The sequence below is a fragment of the Blastomonas sp. AAP25 genome, assembly GCF_001295965.1.
GTDB lineage: Bacteria > Pseudomonadota > Alphaproteobacteria > Sphingomonadales > Sphingomonadaceae > Blastomonas > Blastomonas fulva.
On the sequence record NZ_LJHP01000014.1, the window covers coordinates 1 to 17,253 of the forward strand.

Annotated in this window: 18 protein-coding genes; 9 read left to right on the forward strand and 9 right to left on the reverse strand. The window is 65.6% G+C overall.

Annotated elements, in window-relative coordinates:
* Positions 1 to 92 precede the first annotated feature (92 nt).
* From IP68_RS11235 to IP68_RS11270, 8 genes are all read left to right on the forward strand, one after another.
* Positions 93 to 1,262, forward strand: coding sequence for an amidase (locus tag IP68_RS11235; protein WP_054135091.1), 1,170 nt, complete (start codon positions 93 to 95; stop codon positions 1,260 to 1,262).
* On the forward strand, positions 1,259 to 1,564 hold the full coding sequence (locus IP68_RS11240; RefSeq protein ID WP_054135092.1) for an REDY-like protein HapK: 306 nt from the start codon (positions 1,259 to 1,261) through the stop codon (positions 1,562 to 1,564). The genes IP68_RS11235 and IP68_RS11240 overlap by 4 nt, the downstream gene beginning before the upstream one ends.
* Entirely contained in the window at positions 1,564 to 2,361 is a 798-nt protein-coding gene (locus tag IP68_RS11245; protein ID WP_054135093.1) for an SDR family NAD(P)-dependent oxidoreductase, read from the forward strand. Before IP68_RS11240 ends, IP68_RS11245 begins: the two co-directional genes overlap by 1 nt.
* A gap of 192 nt (positions 2,362 to 2,553) precedes the next feature.
* Positions 2,554 to 3,420 carry a polysaccharide deacetylase family protein gene (locus IP68_RS11250; RefSeq protein ID WP_054135094.1) on the forward strand — a complete coding sequence of 289 codons (867 nt, stop codon included), beginning with the start codon at positions 2,554 to 2,556 and terminating at the stop codon, positions 3,418 to 3,420.
* Complete coding sequence (locus IP68_RS11255) at positions 3,417 to 4,178, forward strand: enoyl-CoA hydratase/isomerase family protein (protein WP_054135095.1); 762 nt, start codon at positions 3,417 to 3,419, stop codon at positions 4,176 to 4,178. The genes IP68_RS11250 and IP68_RS11255 overlap by 4 nt, the downstream gene beginning before the upstream one ends.
* A 4-nt stretch (positions 4,179 to 4,182) precedes the next feature.
* Complete coding sequence (locus tag IP68_RS11260; RefSeq protein WP_054135096.1) at positions 4,183 to 5,070, forward strand: alpha/beta fold hydrolase; 888 nt, start codon at positions 4,183 to 4,185, stop codon at positions 5,068 to 5,070.
* 15 nt (positions 5,071 to 5,085) lie between these two features.
* Positions 5,086 to 5,994 carry a hypothetical protein gene (locus tag IP68_RS11265; RefSeq protein WP_054135097.1) on the forward strand — a complete coding sequence of 303 codons (909 nt, stop codon included), beginning with the start codon at positions 5,086 to 5,088 and terminating at the stop codon, positions 5,992 to 5,994.
* A complete protein-coding gene (locus tag IP68_RS11270; protein ID WP_054135098.1) occupies positions 5,991 to 6,776 on the forward strand; it encodes an aspartate/glutamate racemase family protein in 786 nt (261 codons plus the stop codon). Before IP68_RS11265 ends, IP68_RS11270 begins: the two co-directional genes overlap by 4 nt.
* A 116-nt stretch (positions 6,777 to 6,892) precedes the next feature.
* On the opposite strand, the gene IP68_RS11275 is transcribed toward IP68_RS11270, so the two are convergent.
* Together IP68_RS11275 and IP68_RS11280 are read right to left on the reverse strand one after the other, a co-directional pair.
* Positions 6,893 to 7,870, reverse strand: coding sequence for a quinone oxidoreductase (locus IP68_RS11275; RefSeq protein WP_054135182.1), 978 nt, complete (start codon positions 7,868 to 7,870; stop codon positions 6,893 to 6,895).
* The gene (locus tag IP68_RS11280; RefSeq protein ID WP_054135099.1) at positions 7,870 to 8,637 is read right to left on the reverse strand and encodes a hypothetical protein; all 768 of its coding nucleotides are present in this window, start codon (positions 8,635 to 8,637) and stop codon (positions 7,870 to 7,872) included. Before IP68_RS11280 ends, IP68_RS11275 begins: the two co-directional genes overlap by 1 nt.
* Positions 8,638 to 8,763: 126 nt before the next feature.
* On the opposite strand from IP68_RS11280, the gene IP68_RS11285 reads away from it, so the two are divergent.
* Positions 8,764 to 9,510: a hypothetical protein gene (locus tag IP68_RS11285; protein WP_156318070.1), complete on the forward strand. Its 747-nt coding sequence runs from the start codon at positions 8,764 to 8,766 to the stop codon at positions 9,508 to 9,510.
* A gap of 24 nt (positions 9,511 to 9,534) precedes the next feature.
* On the opposite strand, the gene IP68_RS11290 is transcribed toward IP68_RS11285, so the two are convergent.
* The 7 genes from IP68_RS11290 to IP68_RS11320 form a co-directional block, all read right to left on the reverse strand.
* Positions 9,535 to 10,998 (reverse strand): exopolysaccharide biosynthesis polyprenyl glycosylphosphotransferase, encoded by a 1,464-nt coding sequence (locus IP68_RS11290; protein WP_197275785.1) that lies wholly within the window; start codon positions 10,996 to 10,998, stop codon positions 9,535 to 9,537.
* 207 nt (positions 10,999 to 11,205) lie between these two features.
* Positions 11,206 to 11,871 (reverse strand): bifunctional 2-polyprenyl-6-hydroxyphenol methylase/3-demethylubiquinol 3-O-methyltransferase UbiG, encoded by a 666-nt coding sequence (locus IP68_RS11295; protein WP_082382307.1) that lies wholly within the window; start codon positions 11,869 to 11,871, stop codon positions 11,206 to 11,208.
* Between the two features lie 34 nt (positions 11,872 to 11,905).
* A complete protein-coding gene (locus IP68_RS11300; protein WP_231683931.1) occupies positions 11,906 to 12,736 on the reverse strand; it encodes a GDP-mannose 4,6-dehydratase in 831 nt (276 codons plus the stop codon).
* Positions 12,737 to 12,747: 11 nt separating this feature from the next.
* Positions 12,748 to 13,779, reverse strand: coding sequence for a GDP-mannose 4,6-dehydratase (gene gmd / locus IP68_RS11305; RefSeq protein WP_054135104.1), 1,032 nt, complete (start codon positions 13,777 to 13,779; stop codon positions 12,748 to 12,750).
* A gap of 47 nt (positions 13,780 to 13,826) precedes the next feature.
* Positions 13,827 to 14,981 (reverse strand): glycosyltransferase family 4 protein, encoded by a 1,155-nt coding sequence (locus IP68_RS11310; protein WP_054135105.1) that lies wholly within the window; start codon positions 14,979 to 14,981, stop codon positions 13,827 to 13,829.
* A 4-nt stretch (positions 14,982 to 14,985) separates the two neighbouring features.
* Positions 14,986 to 16,038, reverse strand: coding sequence for a glycosyltransferase family 2 protein (locus IP68_RS11315; protein WP_054135106.1), 1,053 nt, complete (start codon positions 16,036 to 16,038; stop codon positions 14,986 to 14,988).
* A 40-nt stretch (positions 16,039 to 16,078) separates the two neighbouring features.
* The gene (locus IP68_RS11320; protein WP_197275786.1) at positions 16,079 to 17,233 is read right to left on the reverse strand and encodes a DUF1972 domain-containing protein; all 1,155 of its coding nucleotides are present in this window, start codon (positions 17,231 to 17,233) and stop codon (positions 16,079 to 16,081) included.
* Positions 17,234 to 17,253 lie beyond the last annotated feature (20 nt).

The following is a 17,253-nucleotide window of genomic DNA, read 5'->3' on the forward strand; positions in this document are numbered from 1 at the left end:
GGGGGGGGGGGGGGGGGGGGGTGGATGCGAGCACCACTGTCGGCTCCATCTCGCCTACCCACCCCTAACCCCTCCCTGAAAGGGAGGGGAAGGTGACCCTCGACCCCTACAACGCCTTTGTCGAACACGCCCCCGACGCTCCCACATCGTCCGGCTCCCTCACCGGCATCACCGTCGGCGTGAAGGCCAACATCGCGGTCGCAGGCCTGCACTGGACCGCCGGCATGGCGCTGTTCCGTGACCGGATCGCCAGCGAGGACGCCGAAGTCGTCGCCCGTCTGCGCGCTGCCGGGGCGTCGATCGCCGGCATCCTCAACATGGAGGAAGCAGCGCTCGGCGCCAAGACCGACAACCCATGGTTCGGCGCCACCCACAACCCGCACGCGCACGGCTACACCCCCGGAGGCTCCTCGGGCGGCAGCGGCGCGGCGGTCGCCGCAAAGCTGTGCGATGCGGCGCTTGGCACCGACACCATGGGATCGATCCGCATCCCGGCGGCCTATTGCGGCATCTATGGCTTCAAGCCGGGCCCCGAGCGCGTCAGCCAGCATGGTCTCGAGCTCGCCGAGCCCGGCTTCGATGCAATCGGCCCGCTGGCGCGCTCGCTCGATCTGCTCGAAAAGGTCGCGCGCGTCATCTCCGAGTTCGGCGAAGCGCCTGCCGCGCTCGGATGTGCGACACTGGCCGATCTTGGCGCCGTCGAATGCGAGCCCGCGGTGCTGGAGGGTTTCGGCGCGGCAAGGTCCGCGATCGGCGAGATCGCGCACGTCACCCTGCCCCACCCGCTCTCGCGGGTGCGCTATGCCGGGTTCATACGGACCGTGCGCTTCATGGCCACGCACTTCGCCGACGCCGACCCGGCCCTGCTCTCCGATCACCTCAGGCGGCTGATCGCATATGGCCCGCGCCGGGCGGAGGCGGACTGGGCCGAGGACCAGCGCGTACTGGCCGAAACGGCGGACGCGGTGCGCGCGATCGTCGCCGACCATGGCACCTTGCTGCTGCCCACCGCGCCGCAGACCGCGTTTGCGCATTCCGCCACAGCCCCAGCCAACCAGGCCGATTTCACCTGCCTCGCCAATGTCGCAGGCCTGCCCGCGCTCGCTCTGCCCGCAGGGTTCAGCGCCGATGGCCTGCCCGTCGGCGTGCAACTGATCGGCGCGACGGGGAGCGAGGTTGCCCTGTTCGCCCGCGCGCGCGCGCTCGATGCCGCGCTCGCCGCCTATCGCCCGCCCACTCTAGCCAAGGAGCCCGTCCCATGAAGATCATCGTGCTGTTCAATCTCAAGCCCGGCGTATCGGTCAGCGACTATGAAGACTGGGCGCGCACCCGCGACATTCCCGGCGTCAACGCGCTGTCGTCGGTCAGCAGCTTTACCGTGCACCGCGCGACCGGACTGTTCGGATCGGACGCCGCCTCGCCGTACGCCTATATCGAGATCATCGACATTGCCGCGATGGACCCGTTTATCGCCGACATCAGCACCCCCGAATTCCAGGCGATGGCCGCGCCCTTCCAGGATTATGCCGACAACCCGCAGTTCATCCTCACCGAGGATCTGTGATGCGCCGGTTCGAGGGGAAGACGATCGTCGTCACCGGCTCGGGCAAGCACAAGGGGCTGGGCCAGGCGATCCTGCAGCGCTTTGCCGATGAGGGCGCGAACTGCGTGCTCTCGGACCTCGTCATCGATGCCGAGGCGCAAGAGGTCGCCGCCGAACTGCGCGGGCGCGGGGCAAAGGTCGAGGCGATCGCGTGCAACGTCGCCAAAGCGGACGAATGCCGCGCGCTGGTCGATGGCGCGATCGCCGCGTTCGGGTCGCTCGATGTCTTCGTCAACAATGCTGGGATCGGCTTCATGATGAAGCCTTTGCTCGATGTCGACCCGGCCGACTGGGACCAGGTGCTCGCCGTCAACCTGTCGGGCGCGTTCTACTGCACCCAGGCTGCGGCCAGGGCGATGATCGCAGGTGCGCGCGGCGGGCGGATCATCAACATCGCCAGCCAGGCCGCCAAGACCGGCTTTCCGCACCTGCCCGCCTATGTCAGCTCGAAGCATGGCATGGTCGGGCTGACGCGCGCGAGCGCGGTGGAGCTGGGCGCGCACGGGATCACCGTCAACGCGGTCTGCCCCAACCATGTCACCACCGGCCTGGGCGCGCAGCAGAACGAGTATTTCTCGAAGCTCTTGGGCTTTGCCAGCGTCGAGGCGTATCTTGCCAACATGAAGGCCAAGAACCCGATGGGCCGCCCGGGCCTTGCCAGCGACACCGCGTCCGCCTGCGCGTGGCTGGCGAGCGACGATGCGGTGTACGTCACCGGCGAGGCGCTCAACGTCTCGGGCGGCGAGGAGATGCACTGACGCAAACCTCCTCTCCCCTTGCGGGAGAGGATACGAAGCCTTGCGAGCTTGCTCGCCAGGCGCAGTTGGAGAGGGGGGCGCAAGATCGCCACCGCAGCATCACCCTCTCCCAGCTTCGACTAGGACCTTGCCAGGTCCAAGTCTGCGCAACCCTCTCCCGTCATGGGAGAGGGATTTTGGAGACGAAGTGAAATGATCGAAGAACGGATCGACTGGCCAAACGGCGCGAAGCTGGCGTTGAGCGTCGTGGTCAATGTCGAGGAAGGCAGCGAGATGACCATCGCGCGCGGCGACCGGGGGATGGAGCCGGTCGACGAGCTGGGTGTCCACGTCAAATCCGCCATCCGCAACTATGGCAACGAGAGCAACTATCTCTACGGCATCAAGGCCGGCGCGCCGCGCGTGGTCAAGCTCTTGAAGCGCTATGACATCATGGCGAGCTGGACGGTGGCGGCGATGGCGCTGGAAAATCATCCCGAGATCGCTGCGGCCATCGTCGAGCTGGGCCACGAGCCGGTCAGCCATGGCTGGCGCTGGGTGCACCAGTTCAAGATGGACGAAGCGGCCGAGCGCGAGTTCATCGCGAAGGCCGTCGACTCGATCGAGAAGACCACGGGCACCCGTCCCTATGGCTGGCTGTCGCGCTATCTGCACACCGACAACACCCGCCGCCTGCTCAGCGAGGCCGGGTTCGAATATCATATGGACGACTATTCGGGCGACATTCCCTATTGGGACCGCGACACCGTGCCCGGCAAGCCGATGGTGATCATGCCCTATCAGCTCGACACCAACGACATGAAGATGTGGACCGATCCGGCGATGACGCCGAACCAGTGGCTCGACTACGCGGTGCGCTGCTTCGACCAGCTCTATGCGGAAGGCGAGGAGGGCAATCCCAAGATGATGTCGCTGGGGCTGCACCTGCGAATCATCGGCAGGCCCGGGCGCATCTGGGCGCTGGAGGAGTTCTTCCGCCATGTGCGCAGCAAGAACGACGTGTGGGTGACGACAAGGCGCGCGATCGCGCAGCATTTCGCCTGGACGGTGAAGCCATGACCCTCTCCCTTACCCTCGATAACCGCATCGCGCACCTGATCGTCGACCGGCCCGACAAGCGCAACGCGTTCACGCAAAGCATGTGGGAACAGCTGCCCGGGCTCATCGACCAGGCGATGATCAACCCGGACGTGCGCGTGATGATCCTGCGCGCGAGCCAGCCGGGTGCGTTCAGCGCGGGAGCGGATATCGCCGAATTCGGTGCAGGCGCGCAGGACCCGCACTGGCGCACCAAAAACCAGGCCGCGATCCGCCGCGCGATGGAGACGCTGGCGCGCGCGCCCAAGCCGGTGATCGCGCAGATCGAGGGCGACTGCATCGGCGGCGGCTGCGGGCTCTCGCTGGCCTGCGATTTCCGCATTGCGGCGCCTGCCGCGCGGTTCGGGATCACGCCTGCCAAACTGGGCCTCGTCTATTCGCTGCATGATACCAAGCTGCTGGTCGATCTGGTGGGCCCAGCGGCGGCCAAGCGCATCCTGTTCACCGCGCAGCTGATCGATGCGGACCAGGCGCTGCGGATCGGGCTGATCGACGAACTGGCCGACGATGCCGCCGCCGCCGCACAAGCGCTTGCGGTTCAAATCGCCCAGGTTTCGTCGCATAGTGTGCGCGCCAGCAAGGCGATGATCAGCCGCATCCTCCACGGCCAGGCCGAGGACGATGCCGAAACGCTGGCGCAGTTTTCCGATGCCTTTGGCGGGCCAGATTTCGCCGAGGGCGTCGCGGCGTTCCTCGCCAAGCGCAAGGCGGAGTTCTGACAGGATGGACGGCGTTGCATCACCTGCAACCGTGCGCCGCCGCTATGTCGACGGCCCTTTCGGCCAGATCCACGTGCGCGAGGCAGGACAGCCCGATCCGGCCCGTCCGAGCATTGCCTGCTTCCATATGAGCCCGATGACCGGGCGCACCTTCGAGCGTTTCATGGGGCCGTTGTCCGCGATCAGCGGGCGGCATGTGATGGCGTTCGACACGCCGGGCTTCGGCATGTCCGATGCCCCGCCGCGCCCGCCCGCCATCGCCGATTACGCCGATGCGCTGATCGCGGGAATCGAGGCGATCGTGGCAAACCGCGCGGTCGACCTGATGGGCTATCACACCGGATCGATGATTGCCTGCCAGCTGGCCGCCGAGCGCCCCCGGCAGATCCGGCGGCTGGTGCTGGTCTCCGCGCCGGTGTTCACGGCAGAGGACCTCGCCCAGATGCGCGCCGAATACCGCCATCGCGCGCCAGAGGCCGACGGCAGCCACATCCTGCACCGCTGGCAGCGCTTTCACCACCACTTCTCGGCCGGCGGGCTGCCGCTCGACGCGATCAACGATGCCTTTCCCGATGGGCTGATGGGCCGCAACATCGAGCATTGGGGGCATGATGCCGCGTTCGGCTTTGCTCCGGGGATGCGGCTGGCGGACGTCGATCAGCCGGTGCTGCTGCTCAATCCCGAGGATGACCTGCGCGCGCACACCCTGCCCGCACCTGCGTTGCTTAGCCATGCTCGCATGGTGATGCTCGATGGCTGGGGCCATGGCTTTCTCGATCTGCATGCGAACGAGGCCGCCGCTTTGGTCGAGAGTTTTCTGGCCGCACAGGCCGACCCCTTTGCCGCACTGACCTTGCCCGCCTGCACAAGAAAGCCTGTCCTGTCCGCATAACCGAAAGGCCCACCGATGTCGCATCACCTCAAGCACGGAACGATCATGGGGGGCGTTGTCGTCACGCCCGATCTGGACGCGGCATTGGCCGATTATCAGGGGCGGCTGGGGCTCGATCTGGTCGAGACGGGCCCGCTTGCTGCCGATCTTGCCGCGAGCTGGGGGTGCCCACAGAGCGCAGGCGCGCCTTATGCGATGCTGCGCCCCCAAAGCGGCGCGCACTGCTTTATCCGGCTGGTCGAGCAGGCAGACCATCCCGATTTCAAACCCACCCGCACCTATGGCTGGGCCGCTTATGAGCTGACGGTCAAGGACGTGTTCGGCTGGCCAGATCGGCTCGAGGGCAGCGGGTTTCGCGTCATCGGCCCGCCCAAGGAGATCGCGGGCCTGCCCTATTTCATCCCGATGCAGGTTCTGGGGCGCGGCGACGAGATGATCTATCTGAACGAGGTGGCGATGGATACGCCCTCGTCCGACCTGCCCAGGGCAATGAGCCTGACCGACCATATCTTCATCGTGATCCTCGCGGCGCAGGACCGGATGGCCTCGGTCGACTGGTACCGCCACGCGCTCAGGCTCGACGAGGGTGACAGCTACACGCTCGAATACTCGATGATCAACGCTGCCTTCGCCAAGCCGGCGGGAACGCAGACGGTCATCACCATGGTGCAGAACGAGCGGCTGCCGATCCTGGAGATCGACGATTATCCGCCGGAAGCGACCATCCGCCCCGCGCATGCCGGCATGCTGCCGCCGGGCAATGCACTGGTGACGCTGGCGGTCGAGAGCTTCGACGATCTCGACGTGGAATTCCTGACCGAGCCGGTGCTGCGGCATGGAGACCTGTACATGGGCAACATGGCCGCCACGGTGCGCGGGCCCTCGGGCGAACTGATCGAGCTGATCGAGACCGGGCTGTTGTGAGGCGGATCGGTCTGATCGGGGCGGCGGTCGATCCGCTGGCGCGGACAGGCCCGGCCCCCGAGCTGGCGGCGCTTTTTCCCGGGATCGAACTCATCGCCTTCCCCTCGCGCGTCCCTGCCTTCCCCTACACCCCGCTCGAACAGGCGATGCAGGCGCTTGGGCATGCCGAGGCCGCGCTGCAGGCAGCCGATGATGGCTGCGGCGCGGTGGTGATCGACAGCGTCGGCGATTACGGGCTCGCCGCAATACGCGCGATGCTGCCTGTCCCTGCGATCGGATCGGGCGAGGCGGGGCTGGCCGAGGCGGCTGCGCAGGGCCGCAGGTTCGGGATCGTCACCGTCTGGCACGAATCGATGAACTTCATCCTTGCCGAACGCCTTTCCGCGAGCGGTTGCGCAGAGCTCTGTGTCGGCATCGTCAATGTCGGAGAGGAGAGCGATACCGAGACGCTGTCCGGGCCCGACGGCTATCTGGCGCAGGTCCGCGAAGGCCGTACGGGCGTGGTCGGCAAGGTGCTCGCGGGTGTCGCCGAGCTTGCCGCGCGCGGCGCCGAGGCGGTGATGCTGGGCTGCACCTGCATGTCGGGCATGGCCGATGGAATCGCGGACGCGGTCGATATCCCGATCATCAACCCGCTGGCCGCAGGCGTCAGGGCAGCGATCACGGCACCGCCGCTATCCGTGACACCGCATCTGCGCGAAGGCCGCGCCGACCTTCTGCGAGCGATGGTAGCCGCGGTGGCGGACGAACCCGCCGAAGACTGCCCGGTCTGCATCGGCTGACGCGGTCCCCTGCGGACGCAGGGGCCCATCTCCTGCCCCAGCCAGATAGCACAGCGGATGGGAGATGGGCTCCCGCCTTCGCGGGAGATGGGATAGGGCTTCGTTGCGTTACCCCGTCAAGGAACCAGCAAGGTCGATCCGCTCGTCGCGCGTGATTCGAGATCGCGGTGCGCCTGCGCCGCCTGTTCGAGCGGATAGGTCTGGCCGATGGTGACCTTGACTTTGCCCGATCCGATCATCTCCCACAGCCGCGCTGCGCCGGCTGCGCGTTCGGCGGGGTCGGTGTAGTAATCGAACAATGTTGGCCGGGTGTTGTAGAGCGAACCCTTGGTGGCGAGCACGCCTAGGCTGATCCCGGTCACCGGCGCGCTGGCATTGCCATAGGAGACGATCAGCCCGCGCTTGCCGGTACTGTCGAGCGAGGCTTCCCAGGTATCGAGCCCGACGCCGTCGAACACCACGCGCACGCCCGCGCCACCGGTCAGTTCGCGAACGCGCTTGGCGGTGTCCTCGCGGGTATAGAACACGATATGGCCGGCGCCCGCCTGCTGCGCGAGCGCGGCCTTGGCCTCGCTGCTTACCGTACCGATCACGGTCGCGCCCACGGCCTTGAGCCATTGTACCAGCAGCAGCCCCACCCCGCCGGCGGCGGCATGGACCAGCACCGCCTGACCCGGCTGGACCCTGGCGCAGCGCTCGACCAGAAACTCGGTGGTGCAGCCCTTGAGCAGGGCCGCAGCCGCGATCTCGTCGGAAATGTTGTCGGGCAGCTTGAACAGGCTCGACGCCGCGACATTGCGCACATCGGCATAGGCACCGCGCGCCGGGCCAAAGGTCGCGACGCGGTCGCCTACCGCCAGGCCTTCGACGCCTTCGCCGACCGCTTCGATGAAGCCTGCCGCTTCCAGCCCCAGACCGCTGGGCAGCTCCACCGGGTAGATCCCGCCGCGATGATAGGTATCGATATAATTGAGACCAACCGCGGTCTGGCGCAGCGTCACCTCACCTGCACCGGGTGCGGGGACATCGACCGTGTGCCATTCGATCACTTCGGGCCCACCGGTCCGCGCGAACATCGCTGTGCGTGCCTGCATCATTCTGCTCCATCCAATGTGCAACTGGCCTGCATCCAGCGCTGGTTGATTCCGACCCGGACCGCGCCGGGGTCGGCCCAGCCATAGGCGACCGCCCGGTTCGTGTCATCGGGGGTAAAGACATAGAGCACGAGGCTCGGGCGGTTGCGGGTCGGCTCGGGCCAGACCACATTGCGGATACGGATGATGGCTTCAGGCGCGCCGCTGTCGCCGCCGCCAAGCCGCAGCCGCCCGCCCTGATCATGGGTGCGCATGTTGCTCTTGAACAGCCAGTCCTCGTTGTTCTCGGACGTGGCACCGGCAGATCCAGCGGCATCGCGCTTCACCGTCAGCCAGCAGGTGAACGGCCGCGCCCGGCGCAGCAGCGTAGTGCTGCCATCGGGAAGGCGCAGCGTCATGCCAGCGCCATCGATCCGCAGCGGCACGGCCGCCCCGGCACAGCCTTTGCTTTGCGGCGAGAAGGTCATCGCGCCATCAGGCGACGCGGTCAGCCCCAGCGTGCAATCGCCGATGCGCCATCGATCGGCGCTTGCGACCACGGCTTCGCTGGCCAGCACGGTTCCGAACCGGTCGATCGTCTGCCAGACCAGCGCCGAACCCTCGCCCGGATCGATCTGTACCCCGGTCCACGGCGGCGGCGTGCGGCCGGCCTCGCCGTCGAAATACACCTGCTCCTCGTTGGTGAAGATGCCCTGGGCGACGGGCGCAGGCTGCGCCAGCGCGGGGCTGGCGACGCCGATCAGCAGCGCGGGGAGAAGAGATGTCATCGTTGCATTGAAGCGGCGGCGGGCGCCCGGGTCAATCGAAATGTCCGGACAAATTGCGCTTCACGAAGGACGTGCTAGTCTTGGCACCCATGAAGGCAGGAGACGATGATGGTCCGGATGTTCTGTATGGCTGCGGCATGGCTGTGCCTGGCGCTGGTTCCTTTGCGCGCAGCGCCCGAAGAGAACGCGCGCGCGGTGCTGGAGCGCGCGGTCGAAGCAGCGGGCGGCGAGGCCTGGCTCAACCCAACGACGCTGTATCTGGCAGGCCATGCGGTCTTCTATTCACCCGACAGCGCCACCCCGCGCAGCACCGCGGACGACTATCGCATGTGGCGCGCGATGAATCCGAACCGCACCACCGCGCACGGCGCAGACGGCAAGGTGCGGATCACCGCAAAGTCCGGAGACAGGCTGATGTTCGAGGTCGGGTATGACGGGACCACCACCTGGACCGAAAAGGGCGTGATGCCCAAGGACCAGGCCGATGCCTATTGGGCGAGCAATTTCGGCTTCGGTATCATCCGCGAAGCGCTGGGCACCGGCTTCACGTTGGAACGCGCGCCCGATCGCGATGTCGGCGGCCACTCGATCGCGCTGATCCGGGTAATCTCCCCCGATGGCGCGACCACCCTGTTCGGCATCGACCGGCAGAGCCACTATATCCGCTATATGGGTTTCGTCACCCCGCGCGGCTTTCACGAGCGGCACTATGACGACTTTATCCGCCTGCCCTCAGGATGGGTGCAGGCGCGCGAAGTCACGCTGTATTACAACGGGGTGAAGGCGAACACGGTGTACTGGCGCGAGGTGAAGGTCGGCGAGCCCATCGATGCTGCGCTGTTCGCTCCGCCCGAGACGGGTGCGCAGCGCTGAACCCAATCGACCGGACGATGCCGGTCAGAATGCGTTCTTGTGAAACACCACCATCGCGGTGCCCAGCAGGATGCGGATGTCCGACATCAGGCTCCAGTGCGACACATATTCCAGATCCGACTGCAGCCGCAGCGTGAGATCGGTCTTCTGCTCGGTAGCACCGCGGAACCCGCGCACCTGCGCAAGGCCGGTGAGGCCGGGCTTGACCACGTGGCGCTGCCAGTAACGCTCGTCGATATCCCAGAACAGCGCATCTTCCGCGCGCGAACCCAGCGCATGCGGGCGCGGCCCGACCAGGCTCATGTCGCCGAACAGCACGTTGAGGATCTGTGGCAGTTCATCGATGCTGGTGCTGCGCAGGATGCGACCCACGCGGGTGATGCGGTCGTCATCGCGCGACGTGGAGCGGTTGCCATTGGCATCGCACACTTCCGTGCGCATCGATCGGAACTTCCAGATCTTGAACGGCCGGTTGCCAAGGCCGATCCGTTCCTGCCGGAAGAACACCGGGCCGCGGCTGTCGAGCTTGATCGCAAGACCGACCAGCGCGAAGGACGGCAGCAGGAAGGGCAAGGCTGCCAGCGAAATGGCAAGATCGAAGGCGCGCTTCATCATCTGGTGGTTCCAGGCCAGCCGACCGCTGTTGAGCAACAGGCTGGTATGGCCGGAACGCTTGGAAATGCTGAGCGCGGCGAATTCGTCGAGTTCGGGCACCACGATTTCGCAGCGCACGTCGAGCGTCTTGAGCGCCGATGCCCAGGCCGACCGCGCCTGAGGCGAGCAGTGGATCACCACGCGGTCCATGCCCTTGGCCAAAGTGCCCAGACGGTTGACCGCCACCGCGCTCGCTAGATCGGGATGCAGGCCCATCGCCCGTGCCTCGATCGCGCCGGGACCTGCGGTCGCTGCCATCGGGACGCCGTCGTAGATGCACAGGATCGCGTACACCCCTTCGTCCAGCCGCTTGCGGAACACCACGCGGGTGATGGTGCGGGTCACCGCGATGCCGGCAAGGCTGAAGACAATGCCCAGGAAGAACACCCCGCGCGAGAACTCCGCGCCGATCTTCATGAAGAAGGCGATCAGCAACAGGCATCCCGCCGCCCGCACGAGCGCGCCTGCGGCCGAGGCGATGCCGGACCAAAGATTGCTGACCTTGCGGGTGTTGTGCGCATTGTTGTTGAGCGAAAACAGCAGGAACAAGGGGACGCTGATCGCGACCATGTTGGTGGCGTGATCGGTATCGAGGCTGCCGAGGTATAGCAGGCTGGCGAGGAAGAAGCCCGCCATGATCGAGGTGACATCGGTCGCGATTGACAGCAGCGACATGAGGCCGCGCATCCGCTTGCGGCCCTTGAGGCCGTCGAGCCGGACGAGCGTGTCGAAATCCACATGATCCCCATGCCCCGTCTGGATTGGGGCGGAATCAAGGTCCTGACCGGTAAGGCTGGCAGGGGTGACAAGCGCGGATTTCTTGGCTGTCAGCATATTGGATTTGGCTCCTGCGATTCGATCCATCATGCGCCCATACGGCCAAGCAATACCAGAGTCTGCTGCAATGCACAATAGCAGGCCGCCGGATCCCAGCCACGATGGCCGTGGTCGGCGCACGGTCCGGCGTATTCAGGCGATAACTCGAAGCGGCGAACCGTCGCGCGTTTCGGCACCAAAACCGATTCGCGCAGACGCGGTTCGTCAGTCAGTCCGTCGCACGCGGATGAGATACTGGAGGTTGGTGAAGCTGTTGAGCGCGCCCAGGCTCAGCGCCCGCGCGAGCTTGACCTTGGTGCCACCCGGCGCGTTGCCCCGGATCTCCTCGAGCTTGAGCCCCGAGCTGGTCATCAGTTCGATGGCCGTGCTGCGGACGAAGAAACGCAGATGCGTGCGATCGAGAATGCCGTCATCGGCCAGGTCCCAGCGATTCTGGAAGGCCAGCGGAAGGAAGGCGGAATAGTGCCGCACATTGGGCACGCTCGCGACGATCACGCCACCGGGCACCAGCGCCTTGTGCAGCCGGGCGACGATCTTCCACGGATCGACGAGGTGCTCGAGCACATCGAGGCACAGGATCGTCTGGAACGGCCCTTCGGCTTGCAGCACCGAATCCAGAAAGGCCGGCTCTTCGATGTTGCCGCTATAGCTGAAATCCTTGTGCACGCCTTCGGCGGTGGCATCGATCAGATCGATCACACCGACCCGGTCCGCCTTGCCGAGCTGCTTGAGCCGCACGGCCGTAGCACCAACCCCGCCGCCCACATCCAGCAGCGTCCCGCCGCCATTGGGAACCAGCGGAATGATCTCTTCGCGAATGTGCTTGTGGTAATCCATCCGTGATGGATCGAGGGCGGTCTCTTGTGTCATCAATTACCCCAGGAAAGCGGTTCAACGGCTCGTATCATGCCGCCAGCATCCATTCCAACGTATCTTCCAGGCTTTTTGGCTGCCAGTCTGGAAGCAGCGATTGCAGCAGGCTGGCATCGCCTGCGAGAATTTCGACCTCGTTCGCGCGCATGAACGCGGGATTTGTGGCGATCTCGATATCGTGTCCGGTGATCCGGCTGGCGATGGCGATGATCTGGCGGATATTCCATACCCTGCCGGTGCAGACATTCACGACCTGGTGAGCAGGGGGTGCCAGGCTCAGCCCGCAATAGGCCGCGACCACCGAGCGCACATCGCCGAAATCGCGGCTTACATCGATATTGCCCAAAGTGATCACCGGTTCACGCCTGCGGAAATGCGCCACGATCTTGGGGATAAGATACTGCTCTTCCTGCCCCACACCGGTGTAGTTGAACGGCCGCGCGATGGTGATGTGCAGCCGGTCCGCCCACATCCGCGCGCCCAGTTCCATCGCCCATTTGCTCACCGCATAATGGTTGGCGGGGTTGGGCGGGGTGGATTCATCGAGATAGCCGCCGGTCGTGTTGCCATAGATGTTGGCGCTGCTGGCAATCAGCACATGCGCACGCGGCGCGTGCCGCGCAACGGCATCGAGCAGGTGATAGGTGCCCAGCTGGTTGACCTGATAGAACGGGTCGACCGCATCGGTGCCCACGAACGCGATCGCGGCCAGGTGGATCACCCGGTCGGGACTGACGGCTGCGACTTCCGCATCGACCGCCGCGGCATCAGTGATATCGCTGGCAAACGGGACAACCTCGTGCCCGCGCGACAGCAGTTCCGCCACCAGATAGGTGCCGGTAAAGCCGTCAGCGCCGGTCACGAGAACCCGCATCAGAACGAGGCGCCGCGCGTGTTGCGCTCAATGTCCGCAGCCACCATCAGTCGGCACAGCTCCTCGAGCGGGGTGCTGCTCTTCCAGCCGAGCAGGCGCTCGGCCTTGTCGGCGCCGCCGATCAGCAGATCGACCTCTGCGGGGCGATAGAAGCGTGGATTGATGCGGACAAGCTGACGCCCGGTGGCCGGATCGGTGCCGACCTCGTTTTCTTCCTTGCCGCTCCATTCGATAGCCACGCCGGTTTCGGCGAACGCCAGCGTGACGAAATCGCGCACGGTGACTGTGCGGTTGGTCGCCAGCACGAAGGTTTCGGGCTCGTCATGCTGCAGCATCAGCCGCATGCCTTCGACATAGTCGCGGGCAAAGCCCCAGTCGCGCTTGGCATCGATGTTGCCGAGCTCGAGCACATCGGCCTTGCCCAGATGGATCTTGGCGACGGTGTCGGTGATCTTGCGTGTCACGAACTCGCGTCCGCGCAGCGGCGATTCGTGGTTGAACAGGATGCCGCTGGTGCCGAACAGGCCATAGCTTTCGCGATAGTTGATCGTCATCCAGTGCGCATAGAGCTTGGCCACGCCATAAGGGCTGCGCGGATAGAACGGGGTGTCCTCGGTTTGCGGGATCGCCTGAACCTTGCCGAACATCTCCGATGTCGATGCCTGGTAAAAGCGGATCTTGGGGTTCACGATCCGGATCGCCTCGAGCAGGTTGGTGACGCCCAGGCCCGTGATCGCGCCGGTGGTCATCGGCTGGTCGAAGGACACGCCGACGAAGCTCTGCGCGGCAAGGTTGTAGACCTCGGTCACGCCGGTCGAATCGAGCAGGCGGATCGCGGAACCCTGATCGGTCAGGTCGTATTCGACCAGATGCAGATTGGGGTGCTTGTCGACCCCCAGCTCTTCAAGCCGCCAGAAGTTGACCGAGCTGGTGCGCCGGTACGTTCCATAGACCGTGTAGCCGCGCTCGAGCAGGTTTTCTGCCAGATACGCGCCGTCCTGTCCGGTTACGCCTGTAATAAGTGCCTTCATCGATCCTCCAGAGGTCATATGCGCCCAGAACTGGTGAGGTTACGGGTCTAAAGTGATTCGGCTTGCGCCGATAGCATCCTGCCGGTCACGTCCCAATGGCGGTCTCGCGCGGCATAGGTGGCCGCATTCGTCGCCAGATCGGTCAGCTGTTCCGGGTTAGCCAGCAGTTCGCCGATGCGGGCTGAAAGCGATTGCGCATCACTCGCGGCAAAAAGCAAGCCGCGCGCATCGTCGCCGATGACATCGCGCATCGGTGGCAGATCGCTGGCCAGCACCGGCCGCTCCAAACTCATCGCCATCAGCGCCACCGCGCTTTCGTAGATTCGAAGATACGGCAGCGCGACGATGTCCGGCGCGCGGTAATAGGCCGGGGCGTCGGCATCGTCGACATGGCCGATATCGAACCGGATCCGGTCGTTCAGGCCGTGTTCGCTGGCAAAGGCGCGGTACTCGGCCTCCTCTTCAGGCTTCATCTTGCCCGCGACCAGCAGCAGCAGCCGCGCATCGTCGCGATGCGCCACCAATGCCTCGAGCAGCACATGCAGGCCCTTTTCGCGACGCGGATTGCCGAAGAACAGGATGACGAGCTTGTCCTGCGGCAGGCCCAGCCGCTCGCGCGCCTGCACCTTGGAGGGCGGGTCGGGGAATTGCGCGATGTAGTTGCCCGAAGGCACCACGGTGACGTTGGCGGGCGCTCCATCCAGCGCCGCCAGCAACGCGGTCTGCGAAAAGCCGTTGTGCGCGATCAGCAGATCGCACGCGGCTGCGATGCGGCCGAGCTGCGGACGCTGGTTGGGCTGATCGAGCCGCGCCACATCGTGCACGATCGCCATGGATTTCATCCCCAGCAGCTTGCACAACCGCACCGCGTAAAGTTCGAAGATATCCATCTTGAACAGGTGAAAGATGCACACCTTTGCGCCGGACTTTTTGGCGGCGAGCAAAGATGTCGTCAGGTCGCGCATCAGCCGCAGGCCGCGGATTGCCTTGGGATCGGAGCCATAGATCGCCTTGAAGGTATCCACCTTGCGATAGCGTGCGCCCACGTCGGTCGATGCAGGCAGCGAATACAGGGTCGTGGCATGCCCCTGATTGACCAGCGCGTGCGCCTGGTTGTCGGTGTAATAATGCATGCCGCCATGCGAGCCGATCGTCTCGATGATCGCGATGGCGGGCTTGGGGCTGGACGCGGCGGAAGACATGGGTTCAGCTTTTTCCCTTGATGGGCGTGGGTGCGCGGCTGGCCGACAGCCAGGCGCCCGTGCGATAGCGACCGGCCAGGAAATCGCGAAGCGCGTGCAGCACGATGCGCACCCCGCGCATATCGCCCTTCAGCCCGTATTTCGCTGCGATGGCGCACAGCCGCGCGATATTGGCAGGCACCGCGCCCGGCTGGAACCGTTTGGCGACGCGCAGGCGGTTGACCAGATTGTAGTAGAGCGAAAGGTCGCTGGGGCGGCCGCGGGCGTTGGTGCCGATCGAGCCGCCTTCCTTGTGGAACACCACAGATCCCGGCGCCCAGCCCACGGTGAACTGCGGCTTGCCGCGCAATGTCCAGTCGATCTCCTCGAAATAGAGGAAATAGCTTTCCTCCATCAGCCCGACCGCATCGATGAAGCGCCGCGACGCCAGCATCGATGCGCCGGGGGGATAGGACATCTGCGCCTCCACCTCGGCGCGCGAGGGCAATGTCGCGAGCGTCGCGCCCTGGCCGATCTCGCCGCCCGCACCGCGCGCGATGTCATAGCGCCCCGCCACCGCCTGCACTGTGGTCTTGTCGTGGTGGTAGACCAGGGTCGATCCACAGATTCCCATCCGCGGATCCTCGGCCATCCGGGCGCGCAGTGCGCTCAGCGAATCGGGTAGAACCTCGGTGTCATTGTTGAGCAGCCAGACCGCCTCGATGCCCCTGTCCGCCAGCGCCAGCGAGATGCACAGGTTGTTGCCGCCGGCAAAGCCCAGGTTGCGCTGCGAGGCGATGATCGTGAGATAATGGTCCGGCGCGGTATTGTTCAGATCGCTGTCGGACAGCATCCGGAAGGTCCGACCCGATTGCGCGAGCGGCCCTGCTGCCCAGGCGGCAAGCTTTTCCGCCGATCCGTCGCCCGAGCCATTCTCGCACACGAGCACCGCGACATCCGGGTCGGCCAGATGCTGCAGCGATTCGAGGCAGGCGATGGTGTCGGCCGCATTGCGCCAGTTGACGATGGCGATCGCCACGCGCGGCGCCACCGCCACCGGGGCGGGACCGGCGCTCATGCGCTTGCCCCTTTCGGCTGGAGGCCGGGCGCGGCGCGCATCAATAGGCCGGCTTCACCGGTGCGCCGTCGGCGACATCTTCGAGCAGCATGCGGTACTGGCCCAGCACCTTTTCCCACTCGAAATCGCGAGCATAGCGGGCGCGGGCGGCCACCCGCGCGGCATCGGCTGCGGCAGGATGGTCAAGCAGATGCTCCATATGCGCGGCGCACTCCTCGACGGTCGCAAAATAGAACTGCCCTTCGCCTGCGGTCCACAGGTTGAAGCGGTTGTTGTGCGCAATCACCGGGTTGCCGGCACCCAGCGCCTCGACCAGCGAGGGGTTGGTACCGCCCACCTGATGGCCGTGCATATAGGCGAGCGTGTAGAAGCGCAGCGCCGCCAGCCGGTCTGCGTCGTAGATCGCGCCGGGAAAATCAACCTCGGCGCTGGCGGCCGCCTTGACCTTCTGGTGATAGGCGTTGCCATCCTCCAGCTTGCCCAGCACCACCAGCCGCGCGTTGCGGGGCTTGAGCGAGAACGCCTGCACGATCTCGAGAATCGAGTTTTCAGGCTCGATCCGCGCGATCGAGACGAAATAGCGGTTCGGCGTCACACCCAGCGGCTCGAGCAGCGCGGCATCGGCGCCGGTGATCAGATCGGCCCCATAAGGGATCACCACCGACTTGATGCCGCTGACCGAACGCAGATGGTCCGAGATCGAGGGGTGGTCGGCAATCGCAACCTGGCTCAGATACGATCCGGCACGCTCGTTGAGGTAGAACCAGGCCTTGGCGGCTGCGGACCATTTGGCGCGCTTCCACTCGATCCCGTCCATGTTCATCACCACCTTGCGGCGCTTGATGCGGTTCAATGCGGCGAACACGGCGGTGTTGTAGCCCAGCACCAGATCGACCCCCGGGCGCGACAGCACGTCGCGCGTCGCCTTGAGATCGAAGCTGATCGTGCCGACCGGGCCTGTCCGCGCGATCGGGATGTGGCGGCGGTGGACACCCTGCCACTCGTCGTCGTAAAACCCCATGTCGGCGCCCGGCTGGACATCGTCCTGGCAATAGACGGTCACGTCCCAGCCATGCTGCACCAGATAGGGCGCAAGCCGCGCGGCGAAGGTCTCGAACCCGCCATGCGCGGCGGGAACGCCCCGGCAGCCCAGAATGTTGACGCTGCGGCGCGGATTGGTGGCGGATTGAGTCACGGTATCCCCCTTGCCCGCCA

What these genes read in the sequence shown, in the direction of transcription:
- IP68_RS11295 (WP_082382307.1), bottom strand. Translation starts at nt 11,871, where the DNA reads ATGACACAAGAGACCGCCCTCGATCCATCACGGATGGATTACCACAAG.
- IP68_RS11315 (WP_054135106.1), bottom strand. Translation starts at nt 16,038, where the DNA reads ATGAGCGCCGGTCCCGCCCCGGTGGCGGTGGCGCCGCGCGTGGCGATC.
- IP68_RS11255 (WP_054135095.1), top strand. Translation starts at nt 3,417, where the DNA reads ATGACCCTCTCCCTTACCCTCGATAACCGCATCGCGCACCTGATCGTC.
- IP68_RS11265 (WP_054135097.1), top strand. Translation starts at nt 5,086, where the DNA reads ATGTCGCATCACCTCAAGCACGGAACGATCATGGGGGGCGTTGTCGTC.
- gmd (WP_054135104.1), bottom strand. Translation starts at nt 13,779, where the DNA reads ATGAAGGCACTTATTACAGGCGTAACCGGACAGGACGGCGCGTATCTG.
- IP68_RS11240 (WP_054135092.1), top strand. Translation starts at nt 1,259, where the DNA reads ATGAAGATCATCGTGCTGTTCAATCTCAAGCCCGGCGTATCGGTCAGC.
- IP68_RS11310 (WP_054135105.1), bottom strand. Translation starts at nt 14,981, where the DNA reads ATGTCTTCCGCCGCGTCCAGCCCCAAGCCCGCCATCGCGATCATCGAG.
- IP68_RS11290 (WP_197275785.1), bottom strand. Translation starts at nt 10,998, where the DNA reads ATGCTGACAGCCAAGAAATCCGCGCTTGTCACCCCTGCCAGCCTTACC.
- IP68_RS11285 (WP_156318070.1), top strand. Translation starts at nt 8,764, where the DNA reads ATGGCTGCGGCATGGCTGTGCCTGGCGCTGGTTCCTTTGCGCGCAGCG.
- IP68_RS11275 (WP_054135182.1), bottom strand. Translation starts at nt 7,870, where the DNA reads ATGCAGGCACGCACAGCGATGTTCGCGCGGACCGGTGGGCCCGAAGTG.
- IP68_RS11280 (WP_054135099.1), bottom strand. Translation starts at nt 8,637, where the DNA reads ATGACATCTCTTCTCCCCGCGCTGCTGATCGGCGTCGCCAGCCCCGCG.
- IP68_RS11250 (WP_054135094.1), top strand. Translation starts at nt 2,554, where the DNA reads ATGATCGAAGAACGGATCGACTGGCCAAACGGCGCGAAGCTGGCGTTG.
- IP68_RS11245 (WP_054135093.1), top strand. Translation starts at nt 1,564, where the DNA reads ATGCGCCGGTTCGAGGGGAAGACGATCGTCGTCACCGGCTCGGGCAAG.
- IP68_RS11260 (WP_054135096.1), top strand. Translation starts at nt 4,183, where the DNA reads ATGGACGGCGTTGCATCACCTGCAACCGTGCGCCGCCGCTATGTCGAC.